The organism is Candidatus Amarolinea dominans (assembly GCA_016719785.1).
In the GTDB taxonomy this organism is placed as follows: Bacteria; Chloroflexota; Anaerolineae; order SSC4; family Amarolineaceae; genus Amarolinea; species Amarolinea dominans.
Window position 1 is genome coordinate 28,874 of sequence record JADJYJ010000003.1, and the last position, 16,412, is coordinate 45,285.

The following is a 16,412-nucleotide window of genomic DNA, read 5'->3' on the forward strand; positions in this document are numbered from 1 at the left end:
ATCATTGGAGCAGATCTGGGTGCTTGTGCAGCAGCCAATTGGCTAGAAAATCGAACGCACGCTGGCGCGTCTGCGCGCGAATACGTTGACGCCAGGCCGGCCATCCCTCCACAAATGGCCCAAACCCTAATAGCTGCACGACTTCTGCGTAGGAGGCATATTCAAGCAGGCGTACGGCAGCCCAGTCGCGATCGAGCCGACCCAGCGTCAATTCACCTGCGAGCAGCGCACGGAATTGCGCCTCATCAATATCATAATCCCAGAGATACGGTAAACGTGTGGTCATAGGCTGATTTTACTGCCTTCTAGCAACCCTGGCAAGAAAGGTCGCAGCCGAAAGACCGCTTTCACCCTCCAGAACATCCTCACGTTGACGCGCGCGCTGTTGTGTGCTACAATTCTCCAGTTAATTTGTGCATTACTTGTACCACACTTGAGCTAGGAGAACACTCGTGAACACTCGCAGACTACTCGCGCTGACCCTGATCTTTGGGCTGCTCGCTTCTACCGCGGCGGCGGCGCCCCTGGCCGGCCCCTGCGTGCCCGGGGCCGCCTACAACGCCGCGTGCGACGCGAACCAGGACGGACAGATTACCGTAACCGATATCCAACTCACCGCCGGCCACTGGAACCAAAACGGCGCCTTCGTCAGCGATAGCAATCACAACCACCTGGGCCAGACGTGGACGGGCAGTAACAACCCGCTCACGATCCAAGGGGCCTTTGGTGCGCCGAGTTATGCGGTCATGACGCTGAACAACACCGTCGGCCATGGCCTCGCCATCAATTCGGTGGCGATTGACGGCATCTACGTGGGCAGTGCGGGCTACTACGGGATGGTCGTGAACGCCGCGGGTCAAGACGGTGTCTATGTGGGCGCCGCGGGTAGTCCATCATCCGCTGTGGCCTCAGCGTCATCGAACGGCTTCGAGGTCGCGGGCGCCCAGGGTGACGGATTGTACGTCGGCCGAACGGATCGTCATGGCGTGAATGTGACCTCGGCCGGCGAGTATGGTTTTTACGTGGGTTCGGCCTTCCTTACTGGCCTGTATGTAAACTCAGCCGGCTCATCGGGCGTGGTTGTGCATCAGGCGAATGTAGGTTTCGTCGCGGCTACGAATGTCAACACGGGTGCTTGGCTTTCGACGAACAACGACGCTGTTTACGTCGCACACGCAGGAAATGACGGGATAGATGTGTATGATGCGGCCTATAATGGCATCAACGCCTACGGCGCTCAATATGCCGGTTACTTTTCGGGCAACATCAACGTCACCGGCAACTGCGTCGGCTGCCTGCAGGCCAACTTTGCCGTCAACGCCGGGGATCGTCCCCTGCAGCCCGGCGACGTGGTGAGCATCCAAGCCATCACGCCAACCGATTTCGACACCGCGCCCGCCCTGTGGCAGGTGGTTCAAGCTCAATCAGGCCAGGCCGTCGTCGGCGTAGTGGCCGGCCGGGCTGAGCTGGTCACCGATGAAGACCACCGGCCCAGCGAAACCGGGAAACGATTGGTGCCACGCGAGGGTGCGGCCGAGCCGGGCGAGTACGTCACCATCGTCTACAGCGGGCCGATGCAGGTGAGGATTGCACCGGGCGAGAGCGCCATCGCCGCCGGGACGCGTTTGACCGCGGCCGCCGGTGGCCGGGTGCGACCGCTGGGCACGATCAAGGTGCAACTGGCCGGCGACGCAGGCACGGCCGACCTTCCTGAGAATGCACCGTTTCTCGGTGTGGCGTTGGAAGCCGCCAAGGATGGCCTGGTCTGGGTGTTGGTCAATCCGCAGTAGTTATCCGAAGGCGCGAAGGTGGCGAAGACACGAATGGCGTTTGTGCGCATTCGTGTCTTCGCGCCTTCCCTGCGCAGGGGTGTTACAGGTCAGACGTACGATTCATAAATTGGGTCGTACATCTGGGCACGGACGGCCTTAAGCAAATCGTCCGGTTCGGGGATGGTGGCCAGGTGATTGGCATAGGCCACGCGCGCCACGGCGACGCCGATGGCCGCGGACACCTGGCGAATCTGGTCGAGCGCCGGGTAGATGCGCCCCAGCGCCAGATCGCCCTCGCTCACCAGGCCGGCCAGGGTCTTGGCGGCCGCGTAGAACATCTCGTCGGTGATGCGCGTGGCGCCGCAGGCGATGACCCCCAGGCCGACGCCGGGGAAGATGTAGGCGTTGTTGCCCTGCCCGGGCACGAAGGTCTGGCCCGCAACCGTCACCGGGTCGAACGGGCTGCCGCTGGCAAACACGGCGCGGCCGTCCGTCCATGTGTAGGCTTGTTCGGCGGTACATTCCGCCTTCGACGTGGGGTTGGAGAGGGCAAAGATGATTGGCCGCTGATTGATGCGTGCCATCGTCTCGACGATCGGCCGCGTGAAGGTGCTGCCAACGCCGGACACGCCGATCAGCGCGGTGGGCTTGATCGCTTCCACGGCCGCTTGCAGATCGGGTATGAACGCATGATCGTGTGCGAATGGGCGTTTGTGCTCCGCCAGGTCGCCACGCGACGCGACGACCAATCCTTTGGAATCCACAAACCAGCAGCAGCGCCGGGCTTCACTCTCTGACAAGCCCTCATTTTCGAGGGCCGTCACGATCAGATCGCCGATGCCGATGCCGGCTTCGCCTGCACCCAGGAAGACGAAGCGCTGGTCAGCCAGACGGCCGCCGGTCAGGCGCAGCGCCGAATAGACGCCGGCCAGGGCGACCGCGGCGGTGCCTTGAATGTCATCATCGAAGGTGCAGATACGCTCGCGGTATTTGCGCAGCAAGCGGAAGGCGTTCATGTTGCCGAAATCTTCGAACTGCACAATCGCGCGCGGGTAAAGGTACTGCGCCGCCAGAATGAACTCCTCGACGAAGGCATCATAGGCCTCGCCGCGTTCACGTTTTTGCGGCAGGCCGATGTAGAGCGGATCGTCGAGCAGGGCCTGGTTGTTGGTGCCAACATCCAGGGTGATGGGCAGACAGGAAGCCGGATGCACACCGGCGCAGGCGGTGTAGAGCGCCAACTTGCCGATGGGAATTCCCATGCCGTTAGCGCCCAGGTCGCCCAGGCCAAGGATGCGTTCGCCGTCGGTGACGACGATGATGCGCACGTCGGTGTAAGGCCAATTACGCAGAATGTCCACGACGCGACCACGATCGTTGATGCCGATGAACAGGCCGCGGGCCTGGCGAAAAACATGCCCGTACTGCTGGCACGCCTGACCGACGGTGGGCGTGTAGATGATCGGCATGATCTCATCCAGATTGTCAACCACCAGCCGATAGAACAGCGTGGTGTTGCGATCGAGGAGACCGGTGAGATAGCGATACTTGCTCAGCGCGGTTGGCTGGCCGCGCACGTTACGCAAGACACGTTCTGTCTGTTGGGCAAGCGTCGCCACACGTGAAGGGAGGAGACCGCGCAGGTCGAGTGCCTCGCGTTCAGCCTCTGTGAAACCGGTACCCTTGTTGAGGAGCGGATTGTGAAGAAGGTCCGCGCCACGCGGATACAGACGAGGTTTTGTAGGATTCATCGCTGTTTTCCTCTGACTGCCTTTGCATTTTCATGGGCGCGCATGAAGTTTTCAGGGTGCTGCCAAGCCGGCACGGCGGCCACGGCATTTACTCGCCATCACACTCTATTTACTCTCATTGTACATCATAGCACAAAGGCGCGTTTCTGGCCATTTACGGACCTTTCGCCAGCGGCAATTTCACCGGTCGCCAGCGGCACATCCCCTACCCCGGTAATTCCAGGGAACCAGGCGGTCGCCCCGCTAGGCGCAAAGCATGCCCGCCCGGATAAATGAAGGGCTAGGTGACCTGAGCGACGGGCGAAAAGCCGCGCCGCGCCCGGCATCTTTTGACAGGTCAAAAGTCTTTGTGCTAAACTACGGCCCTTGCGGGTTGGCGGAGAGACTGCACCAGTGCATGATCGGTTGTGGCTTCTGCCCTCCATATTGCACCACCGGTCTTGACCGCTGCACCTGGCGGTCGTTCTGGCCAGGCGCCTATCCCACCTCTGCGTGTCGCGTACGTTGTAGAAGAGAGAAAAGCATGAAAAACAGGATCAGTAACCGTCCGTCGTTTCGCGTTCATCTGTCGGCTATCGTCGCTGTGCTGGCGATCTTGAGTAGCTTCTGGCTACCGACCGCCGCCGTCGCGAATGGCCCCATCACGCCCCTCAACCCGGCCGAACAGGCCATGACGACTCAGGAACAGGCGGCCCAGACCCTGGCGGTGGCATCAACCCGGGTGCAGGAGCTTGTCGCCGGTCACCGCGCCGAGGTGTTCGAGATTTTCCCCTTCTTCGGCCCCTATGCGCCTGGCTATCGCGCGTGTTCTGACGGCACCTGTTACCAGGTAGATGTTTACGATTTCGACCGCAACGCTACGGTTACGGCACTCGTGCATCAGGGCCAGGGACTGGTGTTGGACGTGTTCGAAGTGGCGAACACCTTCCCGCTGATCAACAAGCGTCTCTACAATCGGGCCGTTGAATTGATTCGCACCAGCGCAGACGTGGAGGCGGCCCTGGGTTTCGCTCCTGCGGTGGACCAGATCGGCGTGATGGATCAACACAACATGGGCACGGCTTGCGACGGCAGTCATCTCTGCGCCGGTACAACCTTTTTCACCGATAGCGGCACGGTCTGGGTGCTCGTGAATCTGACCGAGGACAAGATCGAGAAAATTTGGTGGTCGGAGCGTCCGCAGGACTTGCGCAGCTCAGCCTACAGCCTCAGACCGCAAGAGGTGCCGACCGACTGTAACACCACCATTCACGTCAATCGTAACGGTTGGAACCTGGATTACCGCACCACGCCGACCGACGCGCTGGAAATTACCAGCCTAACCTATGACGTGAACGGCGCGCCGCAAGCCGTGGCCACGCGCATGAAGCTGATCGAGTGGCACGCTCACTATCCAGGCAATTGGGGCTACCGTGACTACACGGGCTGCGGTGGCGGCGGCGGCGGTTTTCCCATCTACCCCTACGGCGTCACCCAGGTACGCGACCTGCTCGATCAAGCGAACGCGATCATCGGTTTTGCGGTGGTGCAGGACTTCCGCATGTCCAATTGGGGCGCATCGTGCAATTATCGCTACGAGCAGCACTTCCAGTTCTTCAACGACGGACGCTTTCGTGTCGTGACCGTTTCCTACGGCCAGGGCTGCGGCAACAACCAGGATCAGGAGGCCACCTATCGGCCGTTGGTGCGTATTGACATCGCCGTCAAGGGTGACAGTAACGATACCCTGGCCCTGTGGGACGGCGCGCAGTGGGTTGATCAGACTACCGAAGGTTGGTGGCTGCAGAGCGCGCCTTATACACCCGAAGGCTACCGCTACCGGGTCATGGATCAATCTGGTTCCGGCTACTACATCGAGCCGGCGAGGGGTCAGTACAATGACGGCGGCACGGGCGACAATGCCTGGCTCTACGTGACACAGCACAAAGCAGCGGAAGGCGACGCGGATATGCCGGCCATCGGCCAGTGCTGCACCGGCACCTACGTGCAAGGCCCTGAGCAGTTCATCAACGGCGAGGCAGTGAACAACCAGAACATCGTGCTTTGGTACATTCCGCAGAGCGAGACGATCACCACCTGGCGCCACAACCTGCCGCCTTACCCCATGCAGTACTGCTGGACCGACAATGTGAACGCGACCTGGCCTTGCTTCTCCGGGCCGATGTTCGTACCGACCACGCTGACCTCCTGCTCACGCTATGATCTGAATTGCGATGATATCGTGGACACCAATGACCTGATCGCCGTGGCCAGCCACTGGAACTGCATGGATGAGGTGCTAAACAGTTGCTATGAAGCGCGCTTCGACTTCAACAACGACAGCATCGTTAGTATCAAGGACATCGGAATGAACGCGGCGCGTTGGGGCTGTGCGTTGGGTGAGCTATGCTACTCCCAGTAAGCACTGGTGCTTCTGTACCCTGGGCTGGCGCGTTGCGCGACGGAGGAGACAACGCATGAAGAACGCGTTCATCCTGATGCTCGTGGTCATCGGCGGTCTGTTTGCCCTGCCCTGGCTGGCAACGCCCACCTGGGCTTCCAGCACTGGGATCTCTGGCCATTCCGGTAACCCGGCCACCAACTTTGGCATGTCGTGTAACGCTTGCCACGGCGGCGGCAGCGAGCCGGTCGTTAGCCTCACCGGCCCACAGACGGTACTCGCGGGTGAAAGCGTAGTCTACACGTTGCACGTGCAGAGCACCGCCCTGACGCTGCAGACCGCAGCCGGGCTCGATGTGTCCGCGACCGGCGGCACGTTGGCCAGCCTGGGGGGCGACACGCAGGTCATGGACGGTGAGGTGACGCAGACCAGCCCTAAGAACAATACGGGGGCGGGTATGGCTACCTTCAGCTTCGGATGGACGGCGCCGATGTCCGCACCGCAGACCGTGGTGCTGTACGCCGCGGGCAACTCTGTCAACCTGGACGGGACGCCTGGCGGCGACCATCATGCCAACACGATCCTGAGCGTTGATGTCGTTGATCCCTCGGCCGTCGAGTTGACGAGCCTCGCGACGACTACCCCAACCCCATCGGCTGCCCGCGCCGTCGCTGTCGTCCTGCTCGTCGGGTTGGTTGGCCTCGGTGTGGCCTGGCGGCGCCGAGCGCAGCCCCTGCGCTGACCCCGCTGTCGGCGGCGATACCCGTTGCCGGAACCTGAAACAAAACGAGCACTGCCAACTTGGCAGTGCTCGTTTTATTCAAGGCCTTTGGTCGAAGCGTGTCAGCGCTACTGTTGGCGCTGTATGGTCGGCAGGCCGGAGAGCGCCGGCGAGGGCGCGACCGGCAGCCGGCTCTCGTCAGTCAACGCCTGCAAAAAGGCTACCAGGTCAGCCTGCTCCTGATCGCTCAGCTCGAAACCTTTGAGCAAAGGATCAACGTAGGGCACGCCGCGTGGCCGGCCGGCGCCCGCGGCGTAGAATTCGATCACCGCGTTCAACGTTGCCAGGGAGCCGTTGTGCATGTAAGGCCCCGTGGTGGCGATGTTGCGCAGCGTGGGCACCCTGAATGCGCCGCGGACGCCGTCGGCAGTCACGCCAGCACGCCCGGCATCCACACTGTCCACGCCCACCACGCGAAAGGTCTCCATGGCAAAGGTGGGTGGCTGATGGCACTCCGCGCAGTGCGTTCGTTCTCCAAAGAACACCGCCAGCCCGCGCTGCTGTGGCGCGGTTAGCGCGGTGGCGTCGCCGGCCAGAAAGCGGTCCACGGGGCTGTCATCGCTGATCAGGGTGCGTTCGAACGCCGCCAGCGCGCGCGTCACATTGTCGAAAGTCACCGATTCTGCGCCGCCGCCAAACGCCTGGCTGAACAACGACACATACTCAGGAATCGCGCGCAGCTTGGCCTCCACCTCGGCGGGGATGGCAGCCATTTCATGGGGCAGGGTCAGGGGCAGCCGCGCCTGTGATTCCAGGGCCGTCTCGCGACCATCCCAGGTCAGGAAACGCTTGAAGCCCGCATTCCACAAGGTCGGCACATTGCGGCCCGGTGCGCCCGGCCGCGCCGTGCTGACCACTTGCCCGTTGGACAAGCCAAGATCGGGCTGATGACAGGTCGCGCATGACATGGCGCGGCTGGTCGAGAGTACCGGGTCGAAGAACAGTTGTCGGCCCAACTCGACCGCGGCCGGCGTCGTGGGATTATCGGTGGGGATGGCCTGGATCGGGAACGGACGGGCCTGGGCCGCACGCGGCAGCGCCAGGGCCACCTCAGTCGCCTGGACGGTAGCGGTGGGGGGGTCAGGCAGGGTCGGCGTAGGCGTGGGGCGCGGCGCGCACGCTGTCAGCAGCGCAAGCAGCGACAGCGTCGCAAGCAAAGTTGCCAACTTTTGCGAAAGTTGGCAACTTCGGTCGCTTATTCGTGTGATGTTCATCCTTGTTCTCCCTTGAGTTGGCAACCGTGGTCCCCGATGGCCCCCGATGGCCCCCGATGGCCCCCGATATAAATGAAGCGATGCGTTGCCCGTTTGTGTACGACTACAACATTCTTACGACAGTCAAACTCACTCACAACATGGGCGGCTTCTCTGATTATATGCCCCGCTGGCCGCGGCGTCAACTGCATTTAACGCGCGCTTAACGCGTTCACCCTGCGCGCTTCACCCACGAGGCCGCCGTTGGGAGTATCATCAGCACATGCAAGGCTGAGGCGCCTGTCACGAACCTGCTGCTGACAGCAACCAGGCGCCACCCGTGCAAAACGATGATGACCCTCAGGAGGTAAACCGATGCGATCTCAGACGAACCGTAAAGCGATTATCATCTCTGCCCTGCTGACCGCCTTTGTGCTCACCCTGGTCACCGGCGGGATACTGCTGTCCGACCGGTTGGCGGCCAGTGCTGCTGCCCCTGTGCAGGCGCTGCCCGTGGCCGCCGCCGTGACACCAGCCGCCGATCCCGCCGTGCAGCCGGCCGACAGCAATGCAACCATTGCGGCCTACGAGGCGCAGTTGCAGGAGGCCTACCAGGCGCTGCAGGATGCCTACGCGCAGATCAACGCGCTGCAGGCCGGCCAGAATCAGCCGATCTCTGGCTTTGGGCCCGGGTACGAACACGAGCATGAGAGCGAACACGAAGGGGAACATGACCATGACTGATCCGCAGAAGTCCCCTGCGAATCAACGTCAGCCGTCGGCCAGCGCCAGTCTGACCTGGAAAAGCGGGCTGCTGGCTGTCAGCTTGGCTGTTGTGATGGCCGGCAGTGCGCTTGTCGCTCGTTTCGACCAATCGGCCCAGGGCGCCCAGACCGCCCGGACCGTAGAAGCGACGAGCACCCCAGCGCCGACCCAAACTGAGGTGCAGACCCAGGGCCAACAGCCCGCGCGCCTGGCGCCGCTGCCCGCCAGGCCTTTGTTTCAGCAACCGGTCACCCGCACGCGGCGGTCGTGAAGATGCTGCATCAGATCCACTTGCGCGCCATGAACACCGAGGTCGGTATCTGGCTGTGGCAACCTGCCGCCCAGGCCGCCGAGTGGTTGCAGCAGGCGTCGCAACGCTTCACCGCCATCGAGGCTGAACTGAGCCGCTTTCGGCCTGATTCGGGCCTGAGCCGCTTGAACGCCGCCGCGGGCAGCGGACCGCAGCCGGTGTCGCCGCTCTTGTGGACCGTGCTGACCGCCGCCCTCGAGGCCGCGCGTCGCAGTGACGGCCTGTTCGACCCGACGCTGCTGCATGCGCTGCGCCGGGCTGGCTATGATCGCAGTTTTGAACAACTGCCGCCGCCATCCCCCGCTGCGCCGGCCGCGCCCGCGGCGCTGGATTGGGGCTATCAACGTGTGCGTACAGATCCCGCCGCCATGATGGTGGAGTTGCCGGCCGGTCTGGGCCTTGACCTGGGCGGCATCGGCAAAGGCTGGGCGGTGGACGATGTCGCGCAGACGCTGGCTGCGCATGGCCCGGTGCTCGTGGATGCCGGCGGCGACATGCGTATCGTCGGCGCCGTGCGCGGGGAGCCGTGGCCCATCGCAGTGCAGAATCCGTTTCACGCGCAGCACGACCTGTTCACCCTGGCTGTGAGCAGCGGCGCCGTAGCGACCAGCAGTATCGGCGGACGGCGCTGGGCCAGCAACGGGCGCGCCATGCATCATCTGCTCGATCCGCGCACCGGTCAACCAAGCGTCAGTGACCTGCACAGCGTCACGGTGTTGGCGCCCACGGCCGCCAGCGCCGAGGTGGCCGCCAAGGTCGCGTTGATCCTGGGCAGCCGGCAGGGCAGCGCTTACCTGGCGAAGCGCAACTTGCGCGGCCTGCTGATCGGTCGCGAGGGTCAGCAACAGACAGTCGGCCGCTTGCCGCTCAGCCATCTGAACCCCCGGCCAACAACAATTTTGCAGGAGTACGCATGATGACCACAAACATCGAACGTCAGCCGGCTTATCCCGCGCTGCGGCCTGGGGAATCGGCCGCCGGCGCTGCGCCGCACCGTCAACAGCAGGCCATCGTGCCCGACGACTCTGAGACCTTCTGGGGCGCCGTGCTTGGATCGCTCGCCGGCCTGGGCCTGGCAACTGCTGGCCTGGCCATCGGCTTGGGCGCGACCGGATTGGCGGCAGATACCAAGTCGTACTGGTACCTGAGCCGCGCGGCCGGCTTTGTGGCTTACCTGCTCCTGTGGGGTTCGGTGGTCTGGGGCATGCTGCTCAGCTCCAAAATTGGCAAGGGCAAGCTGCGACCGCCTGTCCTGCTCGACGCCCATCAATTCCTGAGCCATGTGGCCGTGGGCTTTACTCTCTTTCACGGCCTGATCCTGATGGGCGATCGCTACCTGAGCTTTCCCCTGCGGGCGGTGTTAGTCCCCTTCGCCGGGACCTATGAACCGGCCCTGGTTGCAGCCGGGCAGTTGGGCTTCTGGCTGTTGCTGCTCTTGGTGCTCAGTTCCCATACGCGCAAGCAATTGGGCCAGGCCCAGTGGCGGGCGCTCCATTACACCAGCTTCATCGCGTACTGGGGAGTGCTCCTGCATGCTGTCATGCTCGGCAGCGACTCGCAGCAGAGCAGCGTGCAGGTTCTCTACCTGGTAACGGCCGGCGCGGTGCTGTTTCTGACTCTCTACCGGCTGCTGGCCACGGAAGGCCGGTCGCGCAAGGCGGCGGCGGGCTGAGCCGGGCCGCTTCGCAGCCTGGGGAGATCGCACGCTGTTGCATCCGCGCCCCCGATTGGTCGAAGGCAGGCGCAGCGTGCTACAATGCCTGACACGGGCGTGCGAAAGTTCCGCGTGGCGGAGGGGGTTTCAGACCCGCTTTGGCCGCGGACGTTGTGGATGCCGATTTGTGGCGCTGAGGTGAGGGTGCATGGTGCAGGCGAGCAAGACGACTATTCTGCTGGCTGACGATGACGAGATGATCGTGGAGGTGCTGCAGCGCCAGTTTATGCGCGAGGGCTACGCCGTCGAGGTGGCCTTCGATGGCGCGGAGGCGCTGAGTAAGGCGCGCACCACCTCACCTGATCTGATCCTGCTCGATGTCATGATGCCCCGGCTGCAAGGGTGGGATGTGGTGCGTGAATTGCGTCGGGAGAGCGCGGTGCCGGTTCTGATGTTGACCGCGCGTGGCGAGGAGATGGACCGCATCCTGGGGCTGGAACTGGGCGCTGATGACTACATCGTCAAGCCCTTCAGCTTTCGTGAGCTGTTGGCCCGCGTGCGCGCTACGCTGCGCCGGGTCTCGCTCGATCAGGCCGCGCCTGTGCCGCCAGCCGCCGCCCTGGTGAATCTGGGGCGCCTTTGCATTGACCGGCGGCGCCGCCAGGTGACCCGCGACGGCCGGCCGCTGGCGCTGACCCAGCGCGAGTATGATTTGCTCATGGTACTGTTGGATGCGCAGGGCGCCGTCGTGTCGCGGAGCGATCTCCTGGATCGCGTCTGGGGTGAAACCTGGTTTGGCGATCCCCGCACGTTGGACGTACACATCCGCTGGCTGCGTGAAAAGTTGGAGCAGGACCCGAGCCGACCAGTCTTGATCCTGACCGTGCGCGGAGTTGGCTATCGTCTTTTGTCGCCCGATGAGATCCAGCGCCATGACTAGTCCGGTGTTGTCACCCGTTCAGCAGACGGCTGCCCGTTGGCCCTGGCAGCGCAATCTGCAGACGCGCATCGTTCTCACCTTCACCCTGCTCTTTCTCGTTGTCCTGGCCCTGCTTATGCTGCGCGTCAGTCAGTCCATCTACCAGGCGCAGCTCGAAGCCTCCACGCACAATCTGGAGATTGCCGCTTTTCTCGCTGCTAACGCGCTGGAGGACCCGCTCAGCGGCTACGAGGCCGAATTCGAGCGCTTTGCCAACTGGGAAGCTGAGCAGGGGGACGAGAAGAGGGAGAAGCCTTCTGCCGGGACAGATGACCACGAGGGCCAAGAGGATCAGAAGGACAAAGTTGGGACACAAGCGCCCATGTCAGGTGTCGAGCCGCCCCCGTCGAGTGCGCGTCTTCAGCAAATAGCCTCGGTGTATGCGGCTGACACAGGCACACGCGTCACGATCCTCACCCCGCTGGGCAACGCGCTGGCCGATAGTGCGCTGTCTATCACGCAGATTGGCAATCAGTCTGCGCACATCGAGGTGCAGGCTGCCCTGCAAGGCCATACGCAGCATGATGTGCGCACCGATCCACACGACGGCCAACCGACCTTGTATGCGGCGGCGCCCATTCAGCAGAGTGGTAGGACCGTGGGGGTGGTGCAGTTGGCGCAGCCGCTGGAGATGATCTTGCAGCCGATCCGCACCTCTCTGCTCGGCTTCGCCATCGCTGGCCTGCTGGCCCTGGTCCTGATTGCGCTGCTCTCTATGTGGACGGCGCGCCGCTTGGTGCGGCCCATCCGCGCGCTGGAACAGGCAGCGTTGGCCATTGCGGCCGGTGATTTGAACCAACAGGTGCCCACGGAATCGGCCGACGAATTGGGCGCGCTGGCCGCTGCTTTCAATCACATGGCCGCGCAGTTACGCCAGACCCTGGAGCAGCAGCGCCAATTTGTGGCCAATGCCAGCCATGAACTACGCACGCCGCTGACCAACATCAAGCTGCGCAGTGAGCTGCTGTTGGAAAGCGGCCTGGATGATCCAGAATTGGCTGGTCGGTACCTGGCCGAGATTGACAGCGAGGCGGACCGCCTGGGGCGCCTGGCCAGCACCCTGCTCGATCTCTCACGCCTGGAGAGCAGCCAGGCGGTGCAGCACCAGCCGCTGACGCCCATTGACGTGCGACCTGTGCTGTCGGCCGTCGTCGCCACCATGACGCTGCGGGCGCGGAGTGCAGGGTTGACCCTGCAGGTGCAACTGTCGCCATCCCTGCCGCCATTGCGCGTCTGGCCCGAGCAGATCGAGGCAATCCTGCTCAATTTGCTGGACAATGCCATCAAGTACACGCCGGCGGGCGGCCAGATCTACTTATCGGCTGCGGCCATGCCTGACCGCTGTCAACTGCGGGTGGCCGATACCGGTAGTGGCATTCCCCAGGCGGATCTGCCTCATATCTTCGATCGTTTTTACCGCGTCGACAAGGCGCGCAGCCGGCGGTCGGGACAGCACGGCGTCGGCCTGGGTCTCTCCATCGTGCAGGCGCTCGTGCTGCAAAATGGGGGCCAGATCAGCGTGACCAGTGCGGTTGGTCAAGGCACGACCTTTACCCTTGAATTCCCCGCTTCCGCGCCGTTGACAGCGGACGCTGCAAATGCCCGCTGCGTGTCGCAGGCATGAGTTTGAGCTTTTACTTCTCCATGCTATACTGCCCCAGTTGCCGGTGAAAAGCCGCGGTTGCGACCGGCTTGGCGACCGGTAAGTAGAATCTGGCATGGAGTAAACGTCGTATGTGGAAGTTGAGTTCGCGTGCGCGCCGGGGCGTGGGTGCATTCCTGCTCTGCGGCGCGCTTTTGTTTGTGGTTCTGACGGCAACCGTCCGCGTCCCCGGCGTGGGCGCGCGGCGTCCGGCCATCCGCCGACGCCAGGCGCCTGGACGGCGCAATGGCATGGCGCCGATGACCTCACGGGGATCGCCTTCGCGAATAGCCAATTGGGCTGGGCCGTGGGTAAGAACGGCCAGTTCATGCGCACCACGAATGGCGGCTACACCTGGGCCTATCAGTTGGCCGCGCCGGCCGTTGATCTCGGCGCCGTGGATTTCGTGGATGCCACCACGGGCTGGCGTGTCGGCGCCAATGGCGCGATCTGGCGCTCCACCGACGCGGGTCTCACCTGGGCCAGCCAGGGGTCACCCACCTCGTTGCGCCTGACTTCCCTGGCGATGGTGGATGCCAGCACCGGCTGGTCCGCTGGTTACAGCGGCGCCATCGTGCGCACCACCAACGGCGGCGGCGCCTGGACCGTGCAGTCTGGCGGCACCAGCAATCACTTGGACGGCCTGTTTGCCTGGGATGCCAGCCGCGCCTGGGCCGTGGGCAACCTGGGCACGGTCATCGCCACGACGAACGGCGGCGCGACCTGGACGCCCCAAGCCGTTGGTGTGACCACTTCCTGGCTGCATGCCGTGACCTTCACCAGCAGCCAGAACGGGTGGGCGGTCGGCGACAACGGCGCCCTCCTGCGCACCACCAACGGCGGCGCGGTGTGGACCACGCAAGCCCTGGCGGAAGCGCATGCGCTGCGTGCGATCGCCTTTTCTTCCGCCCAGCAGGGCTGGCTCGTGGGCGATGGGGGCGTGGCCTGGTATACGCTCGACGGCGCCAATAGCTGGCTGCCGGGCAATTCAGGACAGGCCCAATCCTTGCTGGCGCTGGCGCTGCCCGCGGATGGCGATGTCTGGGCAGCCGGCATGGGGCACCTGGTGCTGCACAAGCAGGGTTCCGGCGCCTTTGCCGTCGCGGCGCCGCCCGCGGTGACGGAACTCAAAGGGGTGGATGCCGTGGATGCCAACACCGTGTACGCGGTGGGCGATTACGCGCAAATCCTCAAGACAACCGATGGCGGCGTCAGTTGGCGCATGTTGGATGGCGTGGCTCTGCAGTCTGAGCCTGGCATTGACAACCCCTGGTTGCGCGGCGTCAAATTCCCGGTCAACGCCAGCACCGGCTGGGTGTCCGGCCGTTACGGCGCCCTCTTCCGCACAACCGACGGCGGCGAGACATGGACGCGCCAGGTTGCGCGCCTGGCCAACGGCGACATGCACACCGGCTTCTTGTGGTTCGTGGAAGGCTATGACAACCAGCACGCGATGACCGCGGGCAGAGACGGCTATGTCTTCCGCACCAGCGACGGCGGCGCGACCTGGCTGTTCTCCACGGCCGACATGAGCATCAACATTCGCGATGCCAGCTACGCGACGCCCAACGACGTGTTTGGCGTGGCCGCATGGGATTCCTTCGTGACGAGCCACAACGGCGGCGCAACCTGGACACGCACCTACCCCGGCACCAACGCCGATTTCCTGGACGGCATTGATTTCCTGGATGTGAACAACGGATGGGTCTCCGGCAGTGGGGGCGTCATCATTCACACAACCAACGGCGCCGCCACCTGGGCGCCCCAGGCGAGCAACACCACGTTGCATCTGTTCAACCTGGATATGACTGATTACCAGACCGGCTGGATCGTCGGCGATGTGGGAACGATCCTCTGGACCACCAACGGCGGCACAACCTGGACCCCGCAGACCAACCCGCTGACCGACGCCCTGAAATGGATTGACATGCTCGACAGCACCAGCGGCTGGGCGGTTGGTGACAACGGCGCGATTCTGCATTACCAGGTTGCGCCCCCCACCCCCACCGCAACGCCCACGGTCACGCCCACCAAGACGCCCACGCCGACGAACACGCCGACAGCAACGCCCACCGCGTCACCCACGGCCACGCCAACGCCGCAGGCCGGTCGCGGGCATGTCGCCGGCCTGGTTTTTCACGACTTGAACGGCAACGGCACCTATCAGGCGGGCGAGCCGCCCCTGGCCGGCGCGGTCATCTGGCTGCAACAGGCCGACGGCACGCCCCTGCTCGACATGACCACCGGCGCGGATGGTCTCTACGGCTTCCGCGACATCGACGCGGGTGCGTACCGGCTGGAAGAAACAGACCCGCCCGGGTTCACCTCCGCGCCGGGCAGCAACCTGGTCAACATCGCGGTCAGCGCCGGGCAAACGACGGCGCACGATTTTGCGGATCTGCTCCTGGCCACATCAACCCCAACGACGACGCCAACCCCCACCTCGACACCGAACCTGGGCCAGTTCCAGGTGATTTCTGGCCTCGATGACACGTCGCAGCGCATCAGCAGCGGCTACAACGATCTCTCGGCCATCGTCGTGCGCCTGGGTTACGCCAACAGCAATCAACTGCTGGGCGGCCTGCGCTTTCAGGACGTCGCGGTGCCGTTTCACGTCAAAATCATGGACGCCGGCCTGGAGATCAACCGCACCTACCATCAGGCGTCTGGCGCCGTCAATCTAACCGTGCGTGGCGCGGCATTGGACGATGCGCCCGACTTTCAGACGCTGGCGCCATTAGCGATGCCGACCACAACGGCCAGTAGCGCCTGGAGCTTTGCGGCCATCACGCCGCTGGGGTGGATTTCATCACCCAACCTGGCCGCGATGGTGCAAGAGGTGGTGGATCGCCCCAACTGGCAGCCAAACGCCGCGCTGGCTTTCCTTCTCAGGAGCGACACCGGTAACACCGGTTATTTGGACGCCGTTAGTTATGAAGGCAACCCGGCCTCGGCCGCGCGCCTGCGCATCAGCTATGCGGTCTGCCGAGCGGCCGACATTGACTGCAGTTGTCAGGTGGCAATCAACGATGTGGAAGCCGTGGCCGCGCACTGGGGCCTTGACAGCGGCAATCCCGCCTGGAACCGGCTGTATGACCTGGTGTCGAATGGGGTCATAGATGCGGCCGATGTGGCCGCGGCCGCGTCGGCCTGGGGACAGGTGGGGTGCTATTAGGAAACAGTGG

Annotated in this window: 13 protein-coding genes; 10 read left to right on the forward strand and 3 right to left on the reverse strand. The window is 63.7% G+C overall.

The genetic code is table 11. The annotated features are described in order from the left end of the window. Position 1: 1 nt before the first annotated feature. Positions 2-286, reverse strand: a complete 285-nt coding sequence (locus tag IPM84_03860) for a hypothetical protein (GenBank protein MBK9091904.1) — start codon at positions 284-286, stop codon at positions 2-4. A gap of 166 nt (positions 287-452) precedes the next feature. Between IPM84_03860 and IPM84_03865 the strand changes: the two genes are divergently transcribed. Further along, positions 453-1,790: a hypothetical protein gene (locus IPM84_03865; GenBank protein MBK9091905.1), complete on the forward strand. Its 1,338-nt coding sequence runs from the start codon at positions 453-455 to the stop codon at positions 1,788-1,790. 89 nt (positions 1,791-1,879) lie between these two features. On the opposite strand, the gene IPM84_03870 is transcribed toward IPM84_03865, so the two are convergent. Beyond that, complete coding sequence (locus tag IPM84_03870) at positions 1,880-3,523, reverse strand: NAD-dependent malic enzyme (GenBank protein ID MBK9091906.1); 1,644 nt, start codon at positions 3,521-3,523, stop codon at positions 1,880-1,882. Between the two features lie 523 nt (positions 3,524-4,046). On the opposite strand from IPM84_03870, the gene IPM84_03875 reads away from it, so the two are divergent. Both IPM84_03875 and IPM84_03880 read left to right on the forward strand, forming a co-directional pair. Further along, positions 4,047-5,924, forward strand: a complete 1,878-nt coding sequence (locus tag IPM84_03875; protein ID MBK9091907.1) for a hypothetical protein — start codon at positions 4,047-4,049, stop codon at positions 5,922-5,924. Positions 5,925-5,979: 55 nt separating this feature from the next. Beyond that, complete coding sequence (locus tag IPM84_03880; protein MBK9091908.1) at positions 5,980-6,645, forward strand: hypothetical protein; 666 nt, start codon at positions 5,980-5,982, stop codon at positions 6,643-6,645. A gap of 107 nt (positions 6,646-6,752) precedes the next feature. Here the strand turns inward: IPM84_03880 and IPM84_03885 are convergent, their stop codons facing one another. Beyond that, positions 6,753-7,898 carry a c-type cytochrome gene (locus tag IPM84_03885; protein ID MBK9091909.1) on the reverse strand — a complete coding sequence of 382 codons (1,146 nt, stop codon included), beginning with the start codon at positions 7,896-7,898 and terminating at the stop codon, positions 6,753-6,755. A gap of 354 nt (positions 7,899-8,252) precedes the next feature. Between IPM84_03885 and IPM84_03890 the strand changes: the two genes are divergently transcribed. The 7 genes from IPM84_03890 to IPM84_03920 all read left to right on the forward strand — a co-directional run bounded on the left by IPM84_03890 (position 8,253) and on the right by IPM84_03920 (position 16,402). Further along, positions 8,253-8,621: a hypothetical protein gene (locus tag IPM84_03890; protein ID MBK9091910.1), complete on the forward strand. Its 369-nt coding sequence runs from the start codon at positions 8,253-8,255 to the stop codon at positions 8,619-8,621. After that, a complete protein-coding gene (locus IPM84_03895) occupies positions 8,614-8,913 on the forward strand; it encodes a hypothetical protein (GenBank protein MBK9091911.1) in 300 nt (99 codons plus the stop codon). Before IPM84_03890 ends, IPM84_03895 begins: the two co-directional genes overlap by 8 nt. 2 nt (positions 8,914-8,915) lie before the next feature. Next, positions 8,916-9,869 carry an FAD:protein FMN transferase gene (locus tag IPM84_03900; GenBank protein MBK9091912.1) on the forward strand — a complete coding sequence of 318 codons (954 nt, stop codon included), beginning with the start codon at positions 8,916-8,918 and terminating at the stop codon, positions 9,867-9,869. Beyond that, positions 9,866-10,624 (forward strand): hypothetical protein, encoded by a 759-nt coding sequence (locus IPM84_03905; protein MBK9091913.1) that lies wholly within the window; start codon positions 9,866-9,868, stop codon positions 10,622-10,624. Before IPM84_03900 ends, IPM84_03905 begins: the two co-directional genes overlap by 4 nt. A gap of 190 nt (positions 10,625-10,814) precedes the next feature. Next, a complete protein-coding gene (locus IPM84_03910) occupies positions 10,815-11,546 on the forward strand; it encodes a response regulator transcription factor (GenBank protein MBK9091914.1) in 732 nt (243 codons plus the stop codon). Beyond that, positions 11,539-13,209: a HAMP domain-containing protein gene (locus IPM84_03915; protein ID MBK9091915.1), complete on the forward strand. Its 1,671-nt coding sequence runs from the start codon at positions 11,539-11,541 to the stop codon at positions 13,207-13,209. The genes IPM84_03910 and IPM84_03915 overlap by 8 nt, the downstream gene beginning before the upstream one ends. Positions 13,210-13,321: 112 nt before the next feature. Beyond that, positions 13,322-16,402, forward strand: a complete 3,081-nt coding sequence (locus IPM84_03920) for a hypothetical protein (protein ID MBK9091916.1) — start codon at positions 13,322-13,324, stop codon at positions 16,400-16,402. The last annotated feature ends 10 nt before the right edge of the window (positions 16,403-16,412 follow it).